14 protein-coding genes are annotated in these 16,842 nt (G+C 38.8%); 2 read left to right on the top strand and 12 right to left on the bottom strand.

The window, feature by feature from the left end; all coding sequences use genetic code 11:
- Positions 1-33: 33 nt before the first annotated feature.
- The gene (locus CWR45_RS16990; RefSeq protein WP_115751032.1) at positions 34-1,080 is read left to right on the top strand and encodes a lactonase family protein; all 1,047 of its coding nucleotides are present in this window, start codon (positions 34-36) and stop codon (positions 1,078-1,080) included.
- A gap of 130 nt (positions 1,081-1,210) precedes the next feature.
- Here CWR45_RS16990 and CWR45_RS16985 read toward each other — a convergent pair whose 3' ends face one another.
- The 9 genes from CWR45_RS16985 to CWR45_RS16945 all read right to left on the bottom strand — a co-directional run bounded on the left by CWR45_RS16985 (position 1,211) and on the right by CWR45_RS16945 (position 11,478).
- Entirely contained in the window at positions 1,211-1,786 is a 576-nt protein-coding gene (locus CWR45_RS16985) for a helix-turn-helix domain-containing protein (RefSeq protein WP_170138899.1), read from the bottom strand.
- A 568-nt stretch (positions 1,787-2,354) separates the two neighbouring features.
- The gene (locus tag CWR45_RS16980; RefSeq protein WP_115751030.1) at positions 2,355-2,687 is read right to left on the bottom strand and encodes a hypothetical protein; all 333 of its coding nucleotides are present in this window, start codon (positions 2,685-2,687) and stop codon (positions 2,355-2,357) included.
- 208 nt (positions 2,688-2,895) lie between these two features.
- Positions 2,896-4,431 (bottom strand): solute symporter family protein, encoded by a 1,536-nt coding sequence (locus CWR45_RS16975; protein ID WP_115751029.1) that lies wholly within the window; start codon positions 4,429-4,431, stop codon positions 2,896-2,898.
- Positions 4,428-4,787 (bottom strand): DUF485 domain-containing protein, encoded by a 360-nt coding sequence (locus CWR45_RS16970; RefSeq protein WP_425453639.1) that lies wholly within the window; start codon positions 4,785-4,787, stop codon positions 4,428-4,430. The genes CWR45_RS16975 and CWR45_RS16970 overlap by 4 nt, the downstream gene beginning before the upstream one ends.
- A 111-nt stretch (positions 4,788-4,898) precedes the next feature.
- A complete protein-coding gene (acsA, locus tag CWR45_RS16965; protein WP_245975463.1) occupies positions 4,899-6,587 on the bottom strand; it encodes an acetate--CoA ligase in 1,689 nt (562 codons plus the stop codon).
- A 385-nt stretch (positions 6,588-6,972) separates the two neighbouring features.
- On the bottom strand, positions 6,973-7,725 hold the full coding sequence (locus CWR45_RS16960; RefSeq protein WP_115751026.1) for a LytR/AlgR family response regulator transcription factor: 753 nt from the start codon (positions 7,723-7,725) through the stop codon (positions 6,973-6,975).
- Between the two features lie 14 nt (positions 7,726-7,739).
- Positions 7,740-9,476, bottom strand: coding sequence for a LytS/YhcK type 5TM receptor domain-containing protein (locus CWR45_RS16955; RefSeq protein ID WP_245975462.1), 1,737 nt, complete (start codon positions 9,474-9,476; stop codon positions 7,740-7,742).
- Entirely contained in the window at positions 9,476-11,020 is a 1,545-nt protein-coding gene (locus CWR45_RS16950; protein WP_115751024.1) for a solute symporter family protein, read from the bottom strand. Before CWR45_RS16950 ends, CWR45_RS16955 begins: the two co-directional genes overlap by 1 nt.
- Before the next feature lie 203 nt (positions 11,021-11,223).
- Positions 11,224-11,478: a hypothetical protein gene (locus tag CWR45_RS16945; protein WP_211315987.1), complete on the bottom strand. Its 255-nt coding sequence runs from the start codon at positions 11,476-11,478 to the stop codon at positions 11,224-11,226.
- Positions 11,479-11,618: 140 nt separating this feature from the next.
- Between CWR45_RS16945 and CWR45_RS16940 the strand changes: the two genes are divergently transcribed.
- Positions 11,619-11,765 (top strand): DUF2268 domain-containing putative Zn-dependent protease, encoded by a 147-nt coding sequence (locus CWR45_RS16940; RefSeq protein ID WP_281271868.1) that lies wholly within the window; start codon positions 11,619-11,621, stop codon positions 11,763-11,765.
- 282 nt (positions 11,766-12,047) lie between these two features.
- Here CWR45_RS16940 and CWR45_RS16935 read toward each other — a convergent pair whose 3' ends face one another.
- The 3 genes from CWR45_RS16935 to CWR45_RS16925 form a co-directional block, all read right to left on the bottom strand.
- Positions 12,048-14,027, bottom strand: a complete 1,980-nt coding sequence (locus tag CWR45_RS16935; RefSeq protein WP_115751022.1) for an InlB B-repeat-containing protein — start codon at positions 14,025-14,027, stop codon at positions 12,048-12,050.
- Positions 14,028-14,295: 268 nt separating this feature from the next.
- Positions 14,296-15,126 carry an energy-coupling factor transporter transmembrane component T family protein gene (locus tag CWR45_RS16930; protein WP_115751021.1) on the bottom strand — a complete coding sequence of 277 codons (831 nt, stop codon included), beginning with the start codon at positions 15,124-15,126 and terminating at the stop codon, positions 14,296-14,298.
- Positions 15,117-16,829, bottom strand: coding sequence for an ABC transporter ATP-binding protein (locus CWR45_RS16925; protein WP_115751020.1), 1,713 nt, complete (start codon positions 16,827-16,829; stop codon positions 15,117-15,119). The genes CWR45_RS16930 and CWR45_RS16925 overlap by 10 nt, the downstream gene beginning before the upstream one ends.
- Between the last annotated feature and the right edge of the window lie 13 nt (positions 16,830-16,842).

Raw genomic sequence — 16,842 nt, 5'->3', positions numbered from 1 at the left:
GAGAAAATGAGGTTGAAAGGGGAATCATTGCTTATGAAATATATTGGATATATTGGAACGTATACGAAGAAGGAAAGTAAAGGGGTTTATTCTTTTACACTCGATACAGAGGAAGCAAAGATTTCCGATATAAAGGTTGCAGCTGAAATTGGAAACCCAACATACTTAAACATTACTGATGATAAAAACTATTTATACGCGATTGCTACTGAAGGTGATAAGGGTGGACTTGCCGCTTACTCTATCGATCAATCAACTGGTAAACTTACATTCTTAAATAAACAAATGGCGAAAGGGCCGAATCCTTGTCATGTTAATACCGATGAAATGCACCGCTTCTTATTCAGTACAAACTATCATAAAGGAACCGTTGAATCCCATTTGCTTGATCAAGAGAATGGAACCATCAGCCCTTTAGCCTCTTCTATTCAACACAATGGAAGCGGGCCAGATCCAAGACAAGAAAAATCACATGTTCATTACTCTAGTATGACTCCAGATGAAACATATTTGGTTGCAATTGATTTAGGCGGAGATTTACTAGCAACATATGCGGTTAGTGAAGATGGTGTATTAACAGAAGTGAATCGCTTGGAACTTCCTGCTGGCAGTGGTCCAAGACACTTGGTTTTCCATCCTAAACTAGAAAATATCGTTTACCTCGTAACAGAGTTCAGCTCAGAGGTCATCGTCTTAAACTACCAGAAGGAAGATGGAAGCTTTACTATTAATCAAGCAATCCGCACTATACCTGAAGACTTTACCGATAACAATCAAGGTAGTGCTATTCACGTCACTTCTGATGGAAAATTTGTATATTCAGGAAATCGTGGTCATAATAGCCTCGCTATCTTTAAAGCGAATGAGGAAACTGGAGAACTAAGCTTTGTTGAAAACGTATCAACAGAAGGCGATTGGCCGAGAGATTTCGTTCTCGACCCTACTGAGAAATTTCTCATCGCGACAAATCAGGAGTCAAGCAACCTTACATTATTCGCTAGAGATGTGGAAACAGGAAAATTAACAGTAATTGAAAAAGATATTCCAGCTCCAGAAGCGGTCTGTATTAAATTCTTATAAAGAACCAAAAGCGAAAGCGCCCGTTAATGATGAATACGGACGTTAGGGAAGTTTCGCTAGGATCCGGGCGCTGAAATAGGTAATTTTTATAACTTTCCAATTTTATTAAAAGAGTGAAGGGACGAGCTTATTATCCCTTTACTCTTTTGTACCTTCTTTCAACGCTTATCGCACTTCGATTCATCGCTTCCCCTATTTTTCGATAGGTCAAACCTGATTCCCTTAAGCGGATTAATTGTTCGTCTTCTTTTGTTGTCCACATTTGATATTTCCGTTTCTTCGATAATGATTGCTCTCTTTCTTTTCGTCTTTCTTGGTTGACCCAACCAGGTTCAGGATTAAGTACATGGGTTTCAATATCGGAGAATTGCACTTTATCCTTGTGGTTCTCCGCCCATTTCCAAAATTCTTCCGCATCAATAAGATAAAAGGTTCTTTTCTCCTTCGTTACGCGCATTTTACATGGTAGGCGATGCCTAATAACCCAGCCTTCAACGGTTTTCCGATCTACCCCAAGGATGGCTGCTAATTCATGAATAGTTACCATTCCCATTTGTTTTTTCGTATGATTAATGTTCAGGCGTTTCATTTTTATTGTTACACCTTCACTAGATCTCCCTAAATTATTAGCAATTGTCGATATTTTTGTATTTCCTGCACAGTCCTTTAAATATTCTACTTCCTCAGCGCTCCATGCTAAACTCACTTTCTCCATCCTTCCAAATCTCTCTTGATGTAATTTAATTAGACTCATTTCCTGTTAGATTATAACAGCAACAATCATTACAAAATGAGCTTTTCAAATTAGGTCAAAAAAATACCAACCATAATTTGCCATTTTTGTATACTAATTCTAAATCATTTTAATATTATCCTAATCTGTAATGACAATTGAGACAAGTTAATCAGGAAGAATAACACACAAAATTTACATTTGAAATTCTTAATTTTGTAACAAAGCAGATGAGAAGAAGCAGTTTAAGTGAACTGGTTCGAGCAACAATTCAGGTGGTGGTGGACCGATTATCATCCTAGTTGGAGCTTACTTTTCTTCCTATTCCACCCAGTAAAAAAAGAAGGACTAAATCATTCTATCCAATTTAGTCCTTCTACGCTTATTCAATTTATAAATGTCTGTTAGAAAAGTAATCTTTAAAAGCATGGTAAATTTCGGTTCCTTGAAAATAGAACAAATAAACCGAAGTCAAGGAAAGGAATCCAATTATTACATAGCGTATCCACATCATTTGCATCGTCCCCCTTTGAAAAATTAATTAAATAATTTTTTTTGAAGGAAATGTGATCACATAATTGGATTGATAGAACACTGGATTGGATAGCCGGCTCCTCATTCCAATACTCGCAAAGAAATGAAAGACTACGTACGTTACAACAAAAGCTAGGAATATAGCAATATTAAAATTCACTAACGCAAGCTTCTGCTTTTCAGCATCAATTAGGTCTAGACTACCTGCATGATTCGTTTGTATCGTTTCCCCTTCATCCATGACAACTACATGATGATGCAGCGGTGAATCGTACAGAATATTCGTGTTATAAGCACCAATGATTATGAAAAGCATAAAAAGGATTACGTATTTTCTCATAAACACACATCCTTTTTATAAGGTGTCATTATTATATACGAATATAAAACACAATAAAACAATAAACTTTCGACAAATTTTAATAAAAATGTCATCCAGTAGCATAAAAGGAAATTATTATACTATCTTTCAACTTAATAACAAGCTGAGCCACCGTATGTACGGCGACTCTAATCATTAACAATCATTTTTTAAAATTTCCCATTCTTCAAGCTTCCTCCTTGAATCCCGTATGCGCCTTCACACTTACCTCGGCAAAACGTTTTATATCTGTTTCCTTTGACAAAATCGTCCCAAAATAGCCACCGAGGAAGCCTAGTGGTACGGAAATAATTGCAGGATTACTGAACGGAAAGATTGGTTCACCAACAAATAAAGCAGCCCCCTCAATTGGTGAGAATACGCTCGGGCTGATCGACACGAGGATTAATGCTGAGAATAATCCCGTGAGCATTGCAGTCACTGCCCCGGCAGTGTTAAACCGTTTCCAGTAAATCGTATATAAAATGACTGGCAAATTGGCACTAGCTGCAATACAGAATGCTAGTGAAACAAGGAATGCAACATTGAGATATTGAGCAAATAATGCAAGAACGATTGCCAGCACGGATACACCTAAAGAAGCATATCGGGCTGCATACATTTGCTCCTTTTCGGTTGCCTTCCCTTTCTTAATAATTTCTCCATAGAGATCATGGGCAAAGGCTGATGCACCAGATAATACAAGCCCAGCAACAACAGCTAAAATTGTTGCAAAGGCAACTGCTGAAATGAATGCGAATAAAATATCGCCGCCTAATACTTGTGCAAGTAATGGTGCGGCCATGTTTCCACCCGAATTTGCAGCGATTATGGAATCATATCCAACAAAGGCCGCAGCACCAAAGCCAAGAAATAATGTAAGGACATAGAAAACACCAATTACCCATGTTGCTGTTATAACTGAGCTTCTTGCCGTTTTTGCATCCTTAACCGTAAAGAAACGCATAAGAATATGCGGCAATCCCGCAGTACCAAGCACTAATGCAAGCATAAGGGAAAGGGTTCCAAGCGGTTGTGTATACTGTAATCCGGGCTTTAAATAATCCGCCCCATGTACAGTAGCAGATTTTACATCATGAAACATTTGAGCGATATTAAAATCAAATTTTAATAATACAAGGAAGGACATAATGATCATCCCGACCATCAGGAGAACGGCTTTAACTATTTGTACCCAACTAGTCGCGATCATGCCGCCAAATAATACATAGATAGTCATCATCACACCAACAATAAGCACCGCAAGCCAGTAATCCAGTCCAAACAATAACTGAATGAGTGCACCCGCACCAACTAGCTGAGCAATCATATAGAAAGTAACAATCGTAATCGTACTAAGTGCTGCTGCACCTCTAACCTTCTTCGCATCAAAACGAGAATTAATCATATCTGCGAGTGTATATTTCCCAAGATTCCGTAATGGCTCGGCAACTAGAAACAGCACGACTAAGTATGCGATTAGAAAACCTATACTATAAAAAAAGCCGTCAAAACCAAATAAGGCGATTGCACCAGCAATTCCGAGGAAAGATGCTGCTGATAAATAATCACCAGCAATCGCGACACCATTTTGTACGCCGGTTAATCCTCCACCAGCAGTATAAAAATCTCCGGTTGTTTGGGTTCGTTTTGCTGCAAAGTAAGTGATGACAAGGGTCAAGATGACGATGGCAATGAATAGGATGATTACGATTGGGCTCATTTGATATCCCCACCTTTTCTTATTTCCTCAACAATATGTTCTGCCTGCTCATCAAAGGTATTGGCTTTTTTCACATAAATCGTACATAAAATCCAGGTCATTAAAAATTGAGAAATCGCAAAAATCCATACCCAGGAGATATCGCCAATTGCGGGTGTGTTCAGGAATGTTGTATAAGAAGTTAATATAGGTAACAAGAAATAAAAAATCAGAAAGAAAATCGTTAATGGTAGAATAAATTTCTTGCGGTCTTCTAAAAGCTTTTTAAATGCGTTACTATTTGCAGCCTTTTCAAAGTTGACCGCTTTCCCGTTATTTCGTGCCTTATTGTATTCTTGCTTAACAGCCATATCCATCCCCCTTTAATTTCGGGAGTCTCCAATCTATGAATCCCCCGATTACCTTTTAAAAAATTACGTTAGTCCTGAGAGCATTAGTTACTCACTTTCCTATCTGCTAAAAAAAATCTATTCCTCCATCGTCGACAAATCTCCAGTTGGTAGCCCTAAATCCCATGCTTTCAATACGCGGCGCATAATTTTACCACTTCTTGTTTTCGGTAAGAAATCACGAATTTCAATTTCCCTTGGTGCAGCATGCGCTGCAAGTCCTTGTTTCACAAATAATCTTAGTTCCTCTAATAAATCATCCGACTTCTCATAACCATTTCGCAAGGAAACAAATGCTTTAATTATTTCCCCTCTTACAGGGTCAGGCTTTCCAATTACTGCCGCTTCAGCAACGGCTGGGTGCTCGACAAGCTTACTTTCCACTTCAAATGGGCCGACACGTTCACCAGACGTTTGGATGACGTCATCATCACGCCCCTCGAACCAGAAGTACCCATTTTCATCCATCGATGCAAGGTCACCCGATTCAAACCAGCCTTCAAATGGAAAATATTGCTTGAATCGCTCTTCATTTTTCCAAACATTCCGCAGCATCGATGGCCAGCCAGCTTTGATACATAATTTGCCCATCTGTCCTGGTGGAAGCACATTTCCTTCGTCATCCAATATCGCTGCTTCAATACCTGGAAATGGTTTGCCCATCGAACCAGGTTTTAGCTCCATCGAAGGATAATTTGCTATAATCATGCCACCTGTTTCCGTCATCCACCAGTGATCATGAATCCGTAATTGGTATACCTTCATTCCCCAGTGAACTACTTCGGCATTTAGTGGCTCACCAACACTTAGAATATGCCTTAATGAGCTTAAATCATATTCTGTTGCGACATTGTCACCCACCGACATTAGTCTGCGGAATGCAGTTGGAGCGCTTAGCCAAACATTTACACCGTATGTTTCAATCGTCTTATACCAATCTTCTGGGCTGAAACGACCACCTCGAATCAGATTCGACGCTCCATTTAGCCAAGGACCAAAAATACCATAGGATGTCCCGGTAACCCATCCTGGGTCGGCAGTACACCAGAAAATATCGTCTTCCTGTAAATCCATTACCCATTTCGCCGTCTGAAAGTGTTGAATCATCGCATTATGAACATGCAGTACACCCTTTGGTTTTCCCGTTGAACCAGATGTATAATGAAGAATCATACCATCTTCCCTGTCAACCCATTCAATATCTAACTGTGGAGATGCCTTTTTCATTTCTTCTTCATAGTTGTAAAATGCTATATCAGCTGTCTCATCCACTTGGTCTGGTTCATCACCAACGATAATAATATGATTTAAATGGACAAGTTCTTTATAAGGTACCCTTGGTAAAAGCTCCTTCGTTGTAACAAGCGTCGATGCATCACTATTTTCCAAGCGGTCACGAACCGCTTGCTCCATAAATGCCTCGAATAAAGGTCCAACAATAGAACCATTTTTCAGGATACCTAGTAAACTAACATATAGCTCCGGTGATCTCGGCATAAAGAGGAAGACACGCTCCCCTTTCTCAATGCCTATGTTTCGTAATACATTTCCAAACTGATTTGATAAACGTTTCAAATCGCGAAAAGTATACTTCTCATCTCGGTTCTCATCACTATAATAGAGTGCCACCTTATTTTTCCGCCATGTCTCTGCATGGCGATCAATTGCCTCATATGCCATATTTACCTTCCCTGTCTTGTGCCAAGAGAATTCCTTTTCAACATCCTCCCACTTAAAATCAGCATATGCCTGATCATAATCAACCATATTAGCACCTACTTTTAGTGGCGCAATCGTCTCTCTCACGTTTATTCCCCCCAATCAATAATAGCTTTGTTGAAAGCGCTTACTAATAAGTATATAGATTACCTTTTAAATATGGTAGAATTCAGATTAAACGGTTATTACGGATGTTTCAATTGCAGGTTTTAATACATAAAATGAAACTTCATTTACTGGGGGTTCCTTCCAGTCCCACTAAACAAGGAATTCTATGTCAGCGAAACATCGCACGCCGAAAAATTGTTTTTCTTTTTCAAGGATGTTAGTTGAACAGAAACAGGAATTTACGAGCTGTTTATTACCCTCCTTTTTTGTTTTTTTCACACTTAGAGAGGGATATTAGAGCAGCCCGTAAAGGCGTGATAAATGGTTATTTCTCAAATAGATCAAATAAATGCTTTCTTGCTGCTCGACTGACAGGGATTGTCGTTTGTTTCTTATCGTTTAAGGTCACGTTACTCGTCCCATTAAACCATGGGGTAATATCTTGAATATGATTCAAATTAACAAGATAGCTGCGATGGGTTCGGAAAAATGAATATCCTTGGACCTTTTTTTCCAAATCCTGTAAGGACATCCGACTAATGATAACCTTGTCTTCCGTATGGATTTCCAACATTCGATTAAATGGTACCGCATAATAAATCGATTCAGGAGAAAGGACAACCATTCGATCGTTATCATCAATTAATAGTTTTCCAGGATTAGCAGAATTAGCATCTTTGGGTTTGTCCAGTTTCATTTCTAGTTGCCGCAATCGTTTCCTAACACGTTGCATTGCCACTTGAAAGCGCGCTGTATCATAGGGTTTTAACATATAATCAATCGCCTCAATCGAAAAAGCATCAACAGCATACTCATCATATGCAGTAGTAAAAATAAATAATGGTGGCTTATTATATACAAATTCCGTTATCTTCTTAGCGGCATCAAGGCCATGCATGCCTGGCATATGAACATCGAGGAAAATAACTTCGGGCTCATGCTTTAAATATAATTTAATCAGCTGCTCGCCATTCTCTGCACTTGGACAAAGGCTGACATCCTCTTCCTTTTCTAATAAATAGATCAACTCGTCACGCGCTAACTGCTCATCCTCCGCAATCATTACTTGGATTTTCATCCCAATTCCCTCCCCTAATCGTTGTATGGAATGTTAAATGATACTTCACTGCCTCCAGCTGGCAAATTTCGTATCTGTAAACTTGCAGTATCACCTATGAGACTCATTAACCGTTGATTTACATTATATAACCCTGTTCCACCATTTTGATTTTCCTCGAATTGCATGTGTCCAGCCTGTGTTATACTTTCAACTGAAAAACCGAGACCATTATCCTGGACACTAATCCGCACATTATCACCGTTTCTTTCTATGCGAACCTCAATCCTGCCACCTTCCATTACATCTCCCAAACCATGTTGGACACTATTCTCAACAAGTGGCTGAATCGAGGAAGGAGGAAGATACAAGTTCGGGTATTCTTCCAATTGCCAGACGTTTATTTTTATTCTACTTGTAAAACGCGTCTGGATAATATCAATATATGCTTGGACATGCTCAAATTCCTTTTCTAATGGTACGAGCTGCACCTGAACCAATTTAATATTAAAGCGCATGAATGTTGCTAGTTGAACAGTTAAATGCCTCGCCTTTTCGGGATTCTTCCGAAACAAAGCTGCAATCATATGCAACGTATTAAATAGGAAATGCGGGTTAATCTGTGCTTGAAGATTGCGAAGCACTAAGTCCCGATTATGTAGTTCGAGCTTTTCCCCTTTTATCGTTTTAAGTTGATTTGAAATCAATTGCCCTAGACCCTTTGCCAGCATCAATTCCACTGGCCTTATATGCTGTGCTTTTCGAAAATATAATTTAATCAAACCGACAGCGTCTTCTGCTTCCATGATTGGAATTATAATTACGGCCTCAAGTGGGCAATCCTCCTGCTCGCAGTTTATTTCTGCCCTCGATTTACTGACGAGCAGCTGCTTCGTATCGATTGCTTGCCTTGCAATCTCTGTTGTTATCGGATTACCGACTCGATGATGTCCTGCTCCTAAGCCGCAGTGTGCCATGATTACATGTTTATTTGTCACCGTAACCGCGGCCAATTTCAATTGGTCATAGAGTAGATTTGCAATTCCTTCCGCTTGCTCCTGAAACGAATCTTTTTTCAAAAATGGAAGTGCATCTTCGGCAATATTTAGCGCCTGCTTTGTCGCTAATGCTGCTTCATTTTCTTGCTCTCGCAAAACAATGGCAATCATTGCTGTAAAAATTGCAATCGCAATACTATTTGATAATACAATCGGTAAACCAATGACATTTACCATTGCAATCATATCCATTTCCTGTGAGTCAAAAATCAGAAGTAAGTGGATAAGTAAAATCGGCGGGAAAATCCCAATAAATAGCGCTTTGATAGGGGAAATAACTCGTTCCTGGGAAAAGAATCTAGCTGTAAATCCCGCTAGCAGCCCTGTAATCGGATTAACAAGACTGTTAGCAAAAGAGCCGACACCGCCAAGGAAAAACAAATGTAATCCAGCAATTAATCCCGCACCCAGACCAACGACTGGACCACCCAATAATCCAGCAATTACAATCGCAACGAGACTTGAGCTAACGATTAACTCCCCCTCACCAACAGACCAAATAAACGCACGAGATATTGTGAAATCACCGTTAATAATGACCCCCGTTAGAGTTCCAGCAATACCAAACAAACCAAAAACAAAAGCATGTAGTATCGACATTTTTAAGCTAAATTCTCGATAAAGGATTGATCGAAATTCAGGAATCCTTGTCAATACGAAGGCGACTACGAGTAATAAACCTAATCGCTCAAATAAAATAAGGGTTAAGTCCATCAATTGTCTTCACTCCTCATATCAACTCCGGTTTGCGCAAGCAGATAAAAGGCTTTAAATTCTTCGTTACTTTCCGAGCTTTTTCTTGAAAGAATGGTCCCAAGATATGCTGCTAGAAATCCAATTGGAATTGTAATTATACCTGGATTATAAAGTGGCATAATCGCTTCCCTTGCAATCCACCCTCCGTCTGGATGCATAATATGCGGACCAATCAATAATAAAACGAGTGATGCGACCAAGCCACAAACCATTCCACTAATCGCACCCACTTGATTAAAACGCTTCCAATAGAGTGTAAGCAACAAGACAGGTAGATTACTAGAAGCGGCAACAATGAACGTTAAAGAGACGAGAAACGTAACATTCATATTTTTCAATTCCAGGGCAAATAATGTAGAAATAAGTCCAATTGCAAACGCCGTCCACCTTGCAACACGTACTTGCTGTTTCTCAGTTGTCTTGCCCCTTTTGATAAAATGATAATAAATATCATGAGAGAAGGCTGTTGTTGCAGAGATTACTAAACCGGCAACGACAGCGATGATAGTTGTAAATGCAATTGCGGAAATAAATGCCATCAAGAAGTCCCCACCGAGCACCATTGCGAGTAACGGAGCACCTAAATTCCCTGTAGAATCCTTTATTATTAAAGCCTCGTATCCGACTAGTGCCACGGTTCCCAGTCCAAGAATTAAAGCTATTAAATAAAACAGACCAATAATCCAGCACGCGGTAAATAGAGATTTCCTTACCTCCACTATGTTCCTTACAGTAAAAAGACGAATTAATATATGCGGCAAACCAGCCGTACCAAGAATCAAAGCAAGTTGGAGCGAAATTGCCTCCAATGGATTATCAAATAAATTGCCTGGCAGGAAAAATTGCTCTCCTAAGGGCGTTCCAAGCTTTACTTGCTGAAACAATCCGGTCAAGCTCCAATTGAGTCTGGAAAAAACAATTAACGCAAGCAAAAAGGTTCCTGACATGAGCAGAACTGTTTTCACAATTTGCACCCACGATGTTGCAAACATCCCTCCAAACACTACATAAATTGTCATCAATCCACCAATAATTAGAACAGATATAGCATAATCAATATCTAGCAATAAACGAATTAAAAGACCTGCCGCAACTAGTTGAGGAATAATATAGAAAATTGATATGATAAGCGTTCCTGCAGCCATTAAGCCACGCATATGATAGCTAGGAAAACGCGAAAAAATCACGTCCCCGAGTGAATATTTTCCTAAACGATGTACGGGCTCAGCGATGAAAAACAGTACAATTAAATAGGAGACTAAAAATCCAATTGCATACATAAACCCATCAAATCCATTGATTGCAATTGTACCGATGATCCCTAAGAAAGATGCAGCACTAATATAATCTCCTGCAATTGCCATCCCATTTTGAAACCCTGTTAAACTGCCAGCTGCAATATAAAATTGATTGGTAGTATTACTTTGCCTTGCAGCCCAATATGTAATAATTAATGTGCAAATAATAATACAGAGAAAAAATAGTAAATAGGTAATATTCATGTGCTCACCTTCTTTTTTGTGAGGAAAAGGTATATAATCAAATATTTCATAATTTTATCTCTATTCTATTAAATAGTAAATGATATGGAGAGATATGTAAAGTGAAGTTAAAGTATCAATTTGGGGTTGCCTATCAAGTCTTTTGTTTTTGCATCATTAGGATGTTGGACCGGAGACAGTCCCTGCCCCGGTCCATGTTAATATCAATTTGTAAGTGAGGACTGGTGATCCTGATGCTGTCCCTGTATACCGTAGCTTTTGCCTGGGTGGTGTTCAGGGAGTTGATTTTGTCCGGTAAGGTTGGCCCGTAATGTACTACCAGCATACTCTTTTTGAACTAGGCCGCGTTCCTGAAGAACTGGTACCACATTATCAACAAATTCTTTAAATGTCCCTGGGGTTACTGCATATGCAATATTAAAACCATCAACGCCAGCTTCATTGATCCATTGTTCCATAATGTCAGCTAGTATGTTTGAAAGACTTGTTTACCCTGAAAGTTCCTATACTATTCCAATTGACCCTTCCTATATCTTAGTATTTTGGGAGATGATAGAGCCAGATTTATATAAGGAAGATTTAGAACCTTCTTTAGAATTTGCCATATTTATACGGATATAGTGAAGGTTACAAAATGGTAAAGTCATATCTTGATAAAAATCCTAATTTGAAACCGATAGAATTGCTAGGGGTAAGTGCAGATGAGATTATTGAAGAAGGAGAATATCTATCTAATTACAAATAACGATTATCTAATTAGATTGTGAAATAGTATATATAAACTATATGGTGCTTCAGTTGAAGAAACTCAGGAATTTCACGTTGTCAAAAACTTCGATGTTGTTATAGTAAATGAGGTCATATGTTGTACAAAAAGGATAGATGTTAGCAGGTATAACTCCTGTTCATCTATCCTTTTCTTTTTGCCCTATATGATGTGTGACAATACAATAAATCATTTAATTATAGGGTTTCGGGATTATTCTCTTGACTTTTAATAAAACTAATAGCCCCTCCCCTTCTTGTATTATTCTTCTGGGATTTTTACAAATACTGCGGTTACGTGCATATCTCGATTCATCGTTAAATTTTCTATTACATAAGAGCCTGTTAGATCTCCTGTCCAGTGGGAGAATTCCCAGCCAGTTGCAGGCTTAGCCTCGATTGTAACGTTTGCTCCTTCTGAATAAGTACCATTAGCAGGAACAATTGTACCTTCCCCTTTAACCGATGATGAGAGTGTATATTTCGTTTCAGGGATTTGCTCAAATACTGCTCGAACATTTTTATTACTATTCATTGTTACAGAAATCGTTGATGAAGTCCCTGATGCATCACCTTCCCAGCCTGCAAATTTCCAGCCATCACTTGGTGTAGCAGTTAGCTGTACAACGGTTCCTTTAGCGAAAGAGTTCCCTTGTTGACTTTTTGAGATTGTTCCGCTGCCAGACATATTCACACCTAAGCTGTAATAAATTGGATCTGGACGTTTCTCTGTATCTGGTTCCTCTGGAGTAAGATTGGGATTAGGGTCAGGTTTCTCAGGTGTTGTTGGATTCTTCTCTTCTGGTGAATCATCCGCTGGGTCCTCAGATTCATCCGTTTCATGATTCTTTGTAAACACCGCCGTAATGTTTTTATCCTCATCCATTTGTACCGTTATTTGTTCATTCGTTCCATTTACTGATCCTTCCCAATGGTCAAATGACCAGCCGGAGCTAGGCGCTGCCGTTAAGGTTACCGAATCCATATGATTATACGTAGTGTCTAATGATTCGCGGTGAATATTTCCTTCTCCTTCGATCGCTAGTGTTAGTTCATGGGTATCGCTCTGTTCGAATACAGCTTGAATCGTCATATCTCCCTCAACAACAACCGTTTCCGGATTTGTTTCACCAGTTAGGTCTCCATTCCAGCCAACAAATTCCCAGCCTTCAACAGGATGTGCTTCAATCTGAATTTCAGTTCCTACTGGATAACTGGCTTGTTCAGGCGATATAGAAACAGTCCCATTTCCCAATACACCTGTTTCAATTATCTTATCTTCATCAGAAACTGCTACGCTCAGCTCTGCATCCAATTCTTGATAATTGACATTTACCATCGTTATTCCTTCTTCAATTGCCTTAATGGAATTATTCTGTCCTTCTATTTTCTCAAATTCTATAATATCCTTACTAGCTGTCCACTCTGGATTGAATTCCATTTCCTCACCTGCAGCATCTACTCCTGATACCGACAGTGCAAGCTCTTGTCCTATCGCTAACGGCTCCAAATCAGCTGGCTCAAATGTGATTTCTTCAATAACTTGCTCTTCCACAAAGATTTTAGTTTCCTTTGTAATAGAACCAACAGTCGTTGAAAGCATCACACTACCGACGTCAGTACCTGTAAACGTAACAGATGTGTCTGTTTCATCGGAAAAACTACCAGCATCCTCATTCTCAAGCTTCCATTCCGCCTCAACGGGAAGCTTTACACCATTATTTTTCTTCCAAATTAATGATAAATCCTTACTAAAATTCTGTTGAACATAATGACGGTCAACTTCAATTTGGACATTGGAAACAAGTTGCTCCTCCAACTCTTTTAATGCTTCATTATTAGTAGCTTTAATACCCGCTTGAATCGTGTTGGCTACATTTTCTAAATCATTGGTTCCTTCATATGCAATAGATAAAAAATAATAAAATTGTGTTTCTTTCGGTTTGATACTAATTCCTTCATTTAATAGTTCGATAGCAACATCATATTTTGACAGTGCCATATTCGCGTTTGCCAAACCAATACGTGCTTCCGTATGTGAAGGATCCTGATCGAGCACTTTTTCAAATAAGTTAATGCTCTCCTCAATTTGATCCTGATCAAGTAATACTTTCGCCTGTTCAAGCTGATCATCAAGGGTCATTGTAATGTTGTTTGATTGTATGACTTGAAATGTAAAGAAAGCAGCAACAGCAACCGTCACAACGCCTATTAGGATTAGAAATAATCGCTTTTTGTTCATATTTCGCTAACCTCTCTATTCTATTATAGTTATAATATTAGTCAGTTTTTATACTGTTATTATACATGATTATGTCATGTAATGCCGATAGAATAGCAGATTATAAGAAAACTAGGCTTATCAAGCCTTTCAACGGCAGCCTTAGTTGCACTTTTGATTGATAAGAGAGTTTTAAAATTCTCTTTTCAATCAAAAAATAATCCCCACATAAAGCAAGGATTATTCAACTCCGTTTATATATTCAAAAATTCCTATTCTTTAATCCAACTCAAATAAATGGATTATAAAATCTGCTTCCATCTTGGAAGGTTATTATCAACGATAAAGCTAAGAGTAATACTGCTATAATAATCGTAATATAGTCTTGTCGTTTGAAAGTTTTTTCGCTGTACCATGATCTCTTTTTATTTTTACCGAAACCACGTAACTCCATCGCATTACTTACGACATCAATTCGTTCCAAACTCGATAGTATTAAGGGAAAAACAATAGTCGAGACATTTTTCACCCTATTCCATACCTTCTCATTTCTCGATAAATCAATTCCTCGTGCCTGCTGGGATTGGGCAATTGTCCGGAACTCGCGTTGTATATCGGGTATATAGCGGAAGGCGAGTGAAACAGAATAAGCAATCTTATAATTTACACCAATTTTATTCAATGACGCAGCGAACTCACTTGGATGAGTCGTAACGATAAAGAGTAAAGCTGCTGGAATGACGACAAAGTATTTTAGTGTAACATTAAATTGATAAAATAATTGTTCAAGTGTCACATTATACCGACCAACAATCTCAAATAAAATATGGCTTGTTCCGTAGATTTTCACACCCTCCTGTGGGGAGAAAATATATATCGCTACATTATTCAACAGTAAAAATGCAAGAATAAATGCTAATACAAAACCAACTTCACGAATCTTTACTTGCGAAATTTTAAAAATAACGATACTAATTACAAATAATGCTAGTAACACACGCGTATCATAGCTAAGCATTGCTGCCGATGACCATATGAGGAATGCAATTAGCTTCGTTGCCCCAGATAATGCATGAACTGGTGATTTACGCTCGATATAGGATAACATTTCTACTGCCATTTTTTCCTAACCTCCTTATCGAAGGCAATAAATCTAGATACAAATTCCTTTGGATCCACGATATCTGCTCGTACGGCAAGATCAAAGAGTGATGTCTGTTTTAAATTTGCCTGTTCAATTACTTCCTCGTTTGTTAGTATATTCACCGCTGAATCATCCGCTAAAATCCTGCCATTCGCAATCGCAATAGCACGTGGTGTATATTCGAGCATAAGGTGCATATCATGCGTAATCATTAAGATCGTTACACCTTGCTGATTCAATTCCAGGAGAAATTCCATAATTTCTGTATAATGGCGAAAATCCTGCCCTGCCGTTGGCTCGTCCAAAATAAGGATCTTAGGGTTTAGCACCAAAATAGAGGCAATCGTCACCCGTTTCTTCTGACCAAAGCTTAGAGCAGAGATTGGCCAATTTCGAAAAGGATAGAGTCCACATACTTTCAACGTTTTCTCAACACGAGATTTTACTTCCTCTTCAGGAACTCCACGCATTATAAGCCCAAGAGATACCTCGTCATAAATCATATGCTTGGATATCATATGATTCGGATTTTGCATTACCATCCCAATTCGCTCCGCACGCTGACGAATCGTATCGTTCGTAATGTCCTCACCTTGATATAGAATCTCTCCAGACTGCGCCTTTTCAAAGCCGCAAATTAGCCTCGACAGTGTTGATTTTCCTGTACCATTCCTACCAACAATGCTCACCATTTCACCTTGTTTAATAGAAAATGAAACATCGTGGAGAATTTGCTTTTCGCGATTATAACCAAAATTAAGATTTCTGACAGCAATGACTGGAGTAGTTTTTTCTCGTGACATTGCTAGTTCTGCACTCTCAAACCATTCTTGTATATTTGCTTTACATCCATCTATGTCAAGGGTTGTTAAGTGTGCTGGCCGCATTTCCTCTGTAAGTCGGATATTAGCATATTTCAGTGCTTTAATATAAAGTGGCTCACGGATATAACTTGATTCCAGTACATTTGATACGAGCAGTGCATCCGGCGTTGTATCACTGACAATTCTTCCTTCGTCCATGACAATAATCCGGTCGACCGACTCATGCAAGACATCCTCTAAGCGGTGCTCGATAATGACAACTGTTGTGTCCGTTTCTTTTTGAACTTGGTCAATCAATGTAATTGCAAGCTGTCCTGTTGCTGGATCGAGGTTCGCTAATGGTTCATCAAATAATAAAATCGCTGCTTGGTCAACTAGTACCCCGCCAAGCGATACACGCTGCTTCTGACCACCCGATAATTCGTGAATTGATGTATCAATATGCGCTTCCATTTCCACTAGCTTAGACACATTGACAACCTGCTTCTTCATCTTTTCTTGTGGTACGCAATCATTTTCTAAAGCAAACGCAATGTCCTCACCGACAGATAACCCGATGAACTGCCCATCTGGATCCTGTAATACGGTCCCAACTATTTTCGATAAGGAGAATAAGTCTAAGTCTTTCGTTTCCTTTTCCTTAATGATCAAACTTCCCTCAATATCACCTTTGTATGAAAATGGAATTAGCCCATTGATACAATGGGCTATGGTGCTCTTTCCTGAACCGGATGGGCCAACAATTAATACTTTTTCTCCTTCATAAATCGTCAAATTAATATTGACTAAGGTAGGTTCGACCTGGCTTCTATATTTAAATGAAAAATCTTTAAATTGTATAATGGTTTTTTTCATAATAAACTCCTTC

The organism is Oceanobacillus chungangensis (assembly GCF_003369565.1).
GTDB classification, from domain to species: Bacteria; Bacillota; Bacilli; order Bacillales; family Amphibacillaceae; genus Oceanobacillus; species Oceanobacillus chungangensis.
The sequence above is the reverse complement of the archived record's forward strand: the minus strand, read 5'-3'. Positions and strand labels throughout refer to the sequence as shown.

What these genes read in the sequence shown, in the direction of transcription:
- CWR45_RS16980 (WP_115751030.1), bottom strand. Translation starts at nt 2,687, where the DNA reads ATGAGAAAATACGTAATCCTTTTTATGCTTTTCATAATCATTGGTGCT.
- CWR45_RS16935 (WP_115751022.1), bottom strand. Translation starts at nt 14,027, where the DNA reads ATGAACAAAAAGCGATTATTTCTAATCCTAATAGGCGTTGTGACGGTT.
- CWR45_RS16930 (WP_115751021.1), bottom strand. Translation starts at nt 15,126, where the DNA reads ATGGCAGTAGAAATGTTATCCTATATCGAGCGTAAATCACCAGTTCAT.
- CWR45_RS16975 (WP_115751029.1), bottom strand. Translation starts at nt 4,431, where the DNA reads ATGAGCCCAATCGTAATCATCCTATTCATTGCCATCGTCATCTTGACC.
- CWR45_RS16970 (WP_425453639.1), bottom strand. Translation starts at nt 4,787, where the DNA reads ATGGATATGGCTGTTAAGCAAGAATACAATAAGGCACGAAATAACGGG.
- CWR45_RS16945 (WP_211315987.1), bottom strand. Translation starts at nt 11,478, where the DNA reads ATGGAACAATGGATCAATGAAGCTGGCGTTGATGGTTTTAATATTGCA.
- CWR45_RS16990 (WP_115751032.1), top strand. Translation starts at nt 34, where the DNA reads ATGAAATATATTGGATATATTGGAACGTATACGAAGAAGGAAAGTAAA.
- acsA (WP_245975463.1), bottom strand. Translation starts at nt 6,587, where the DNA reads ATGGTTGATTATGATCAGGCATATGCTGATTTTAAGTGGGAGGATGTT.
- CWR45_RS16950 (WP_115751024.1), bottom strand. Translation starts at nt 11,020, where the DNA reads ATGAATATTACCTATTTACTATTTTTTCTCTGTATTATTATTTGCACA.
- CWR45_RS16955 (WP_245975462.1), bottom strand. Translation starts at nt 9,476, where the DNA reads ATGGACTTAACCCTTATTTTATTTGAGCGATTAGGTTTATTACTCGTA.
- CWR45_RS16960 (WP_115751026.1), bottom strand. Translation starts at nt 7,725, where the DNA reads ATGAAAATCCAAGTAATGATTGCGGAGGATGAGCAGTTAGCGCGTGAC.
- CWR45_RS16925 (WP_115751020.1), bottom strand. Translation starts at nt 16,829, where the DNA reads ATGAAAAAAACCATTATACAATTTAAAGATTTTTCATTTAAATATAGA.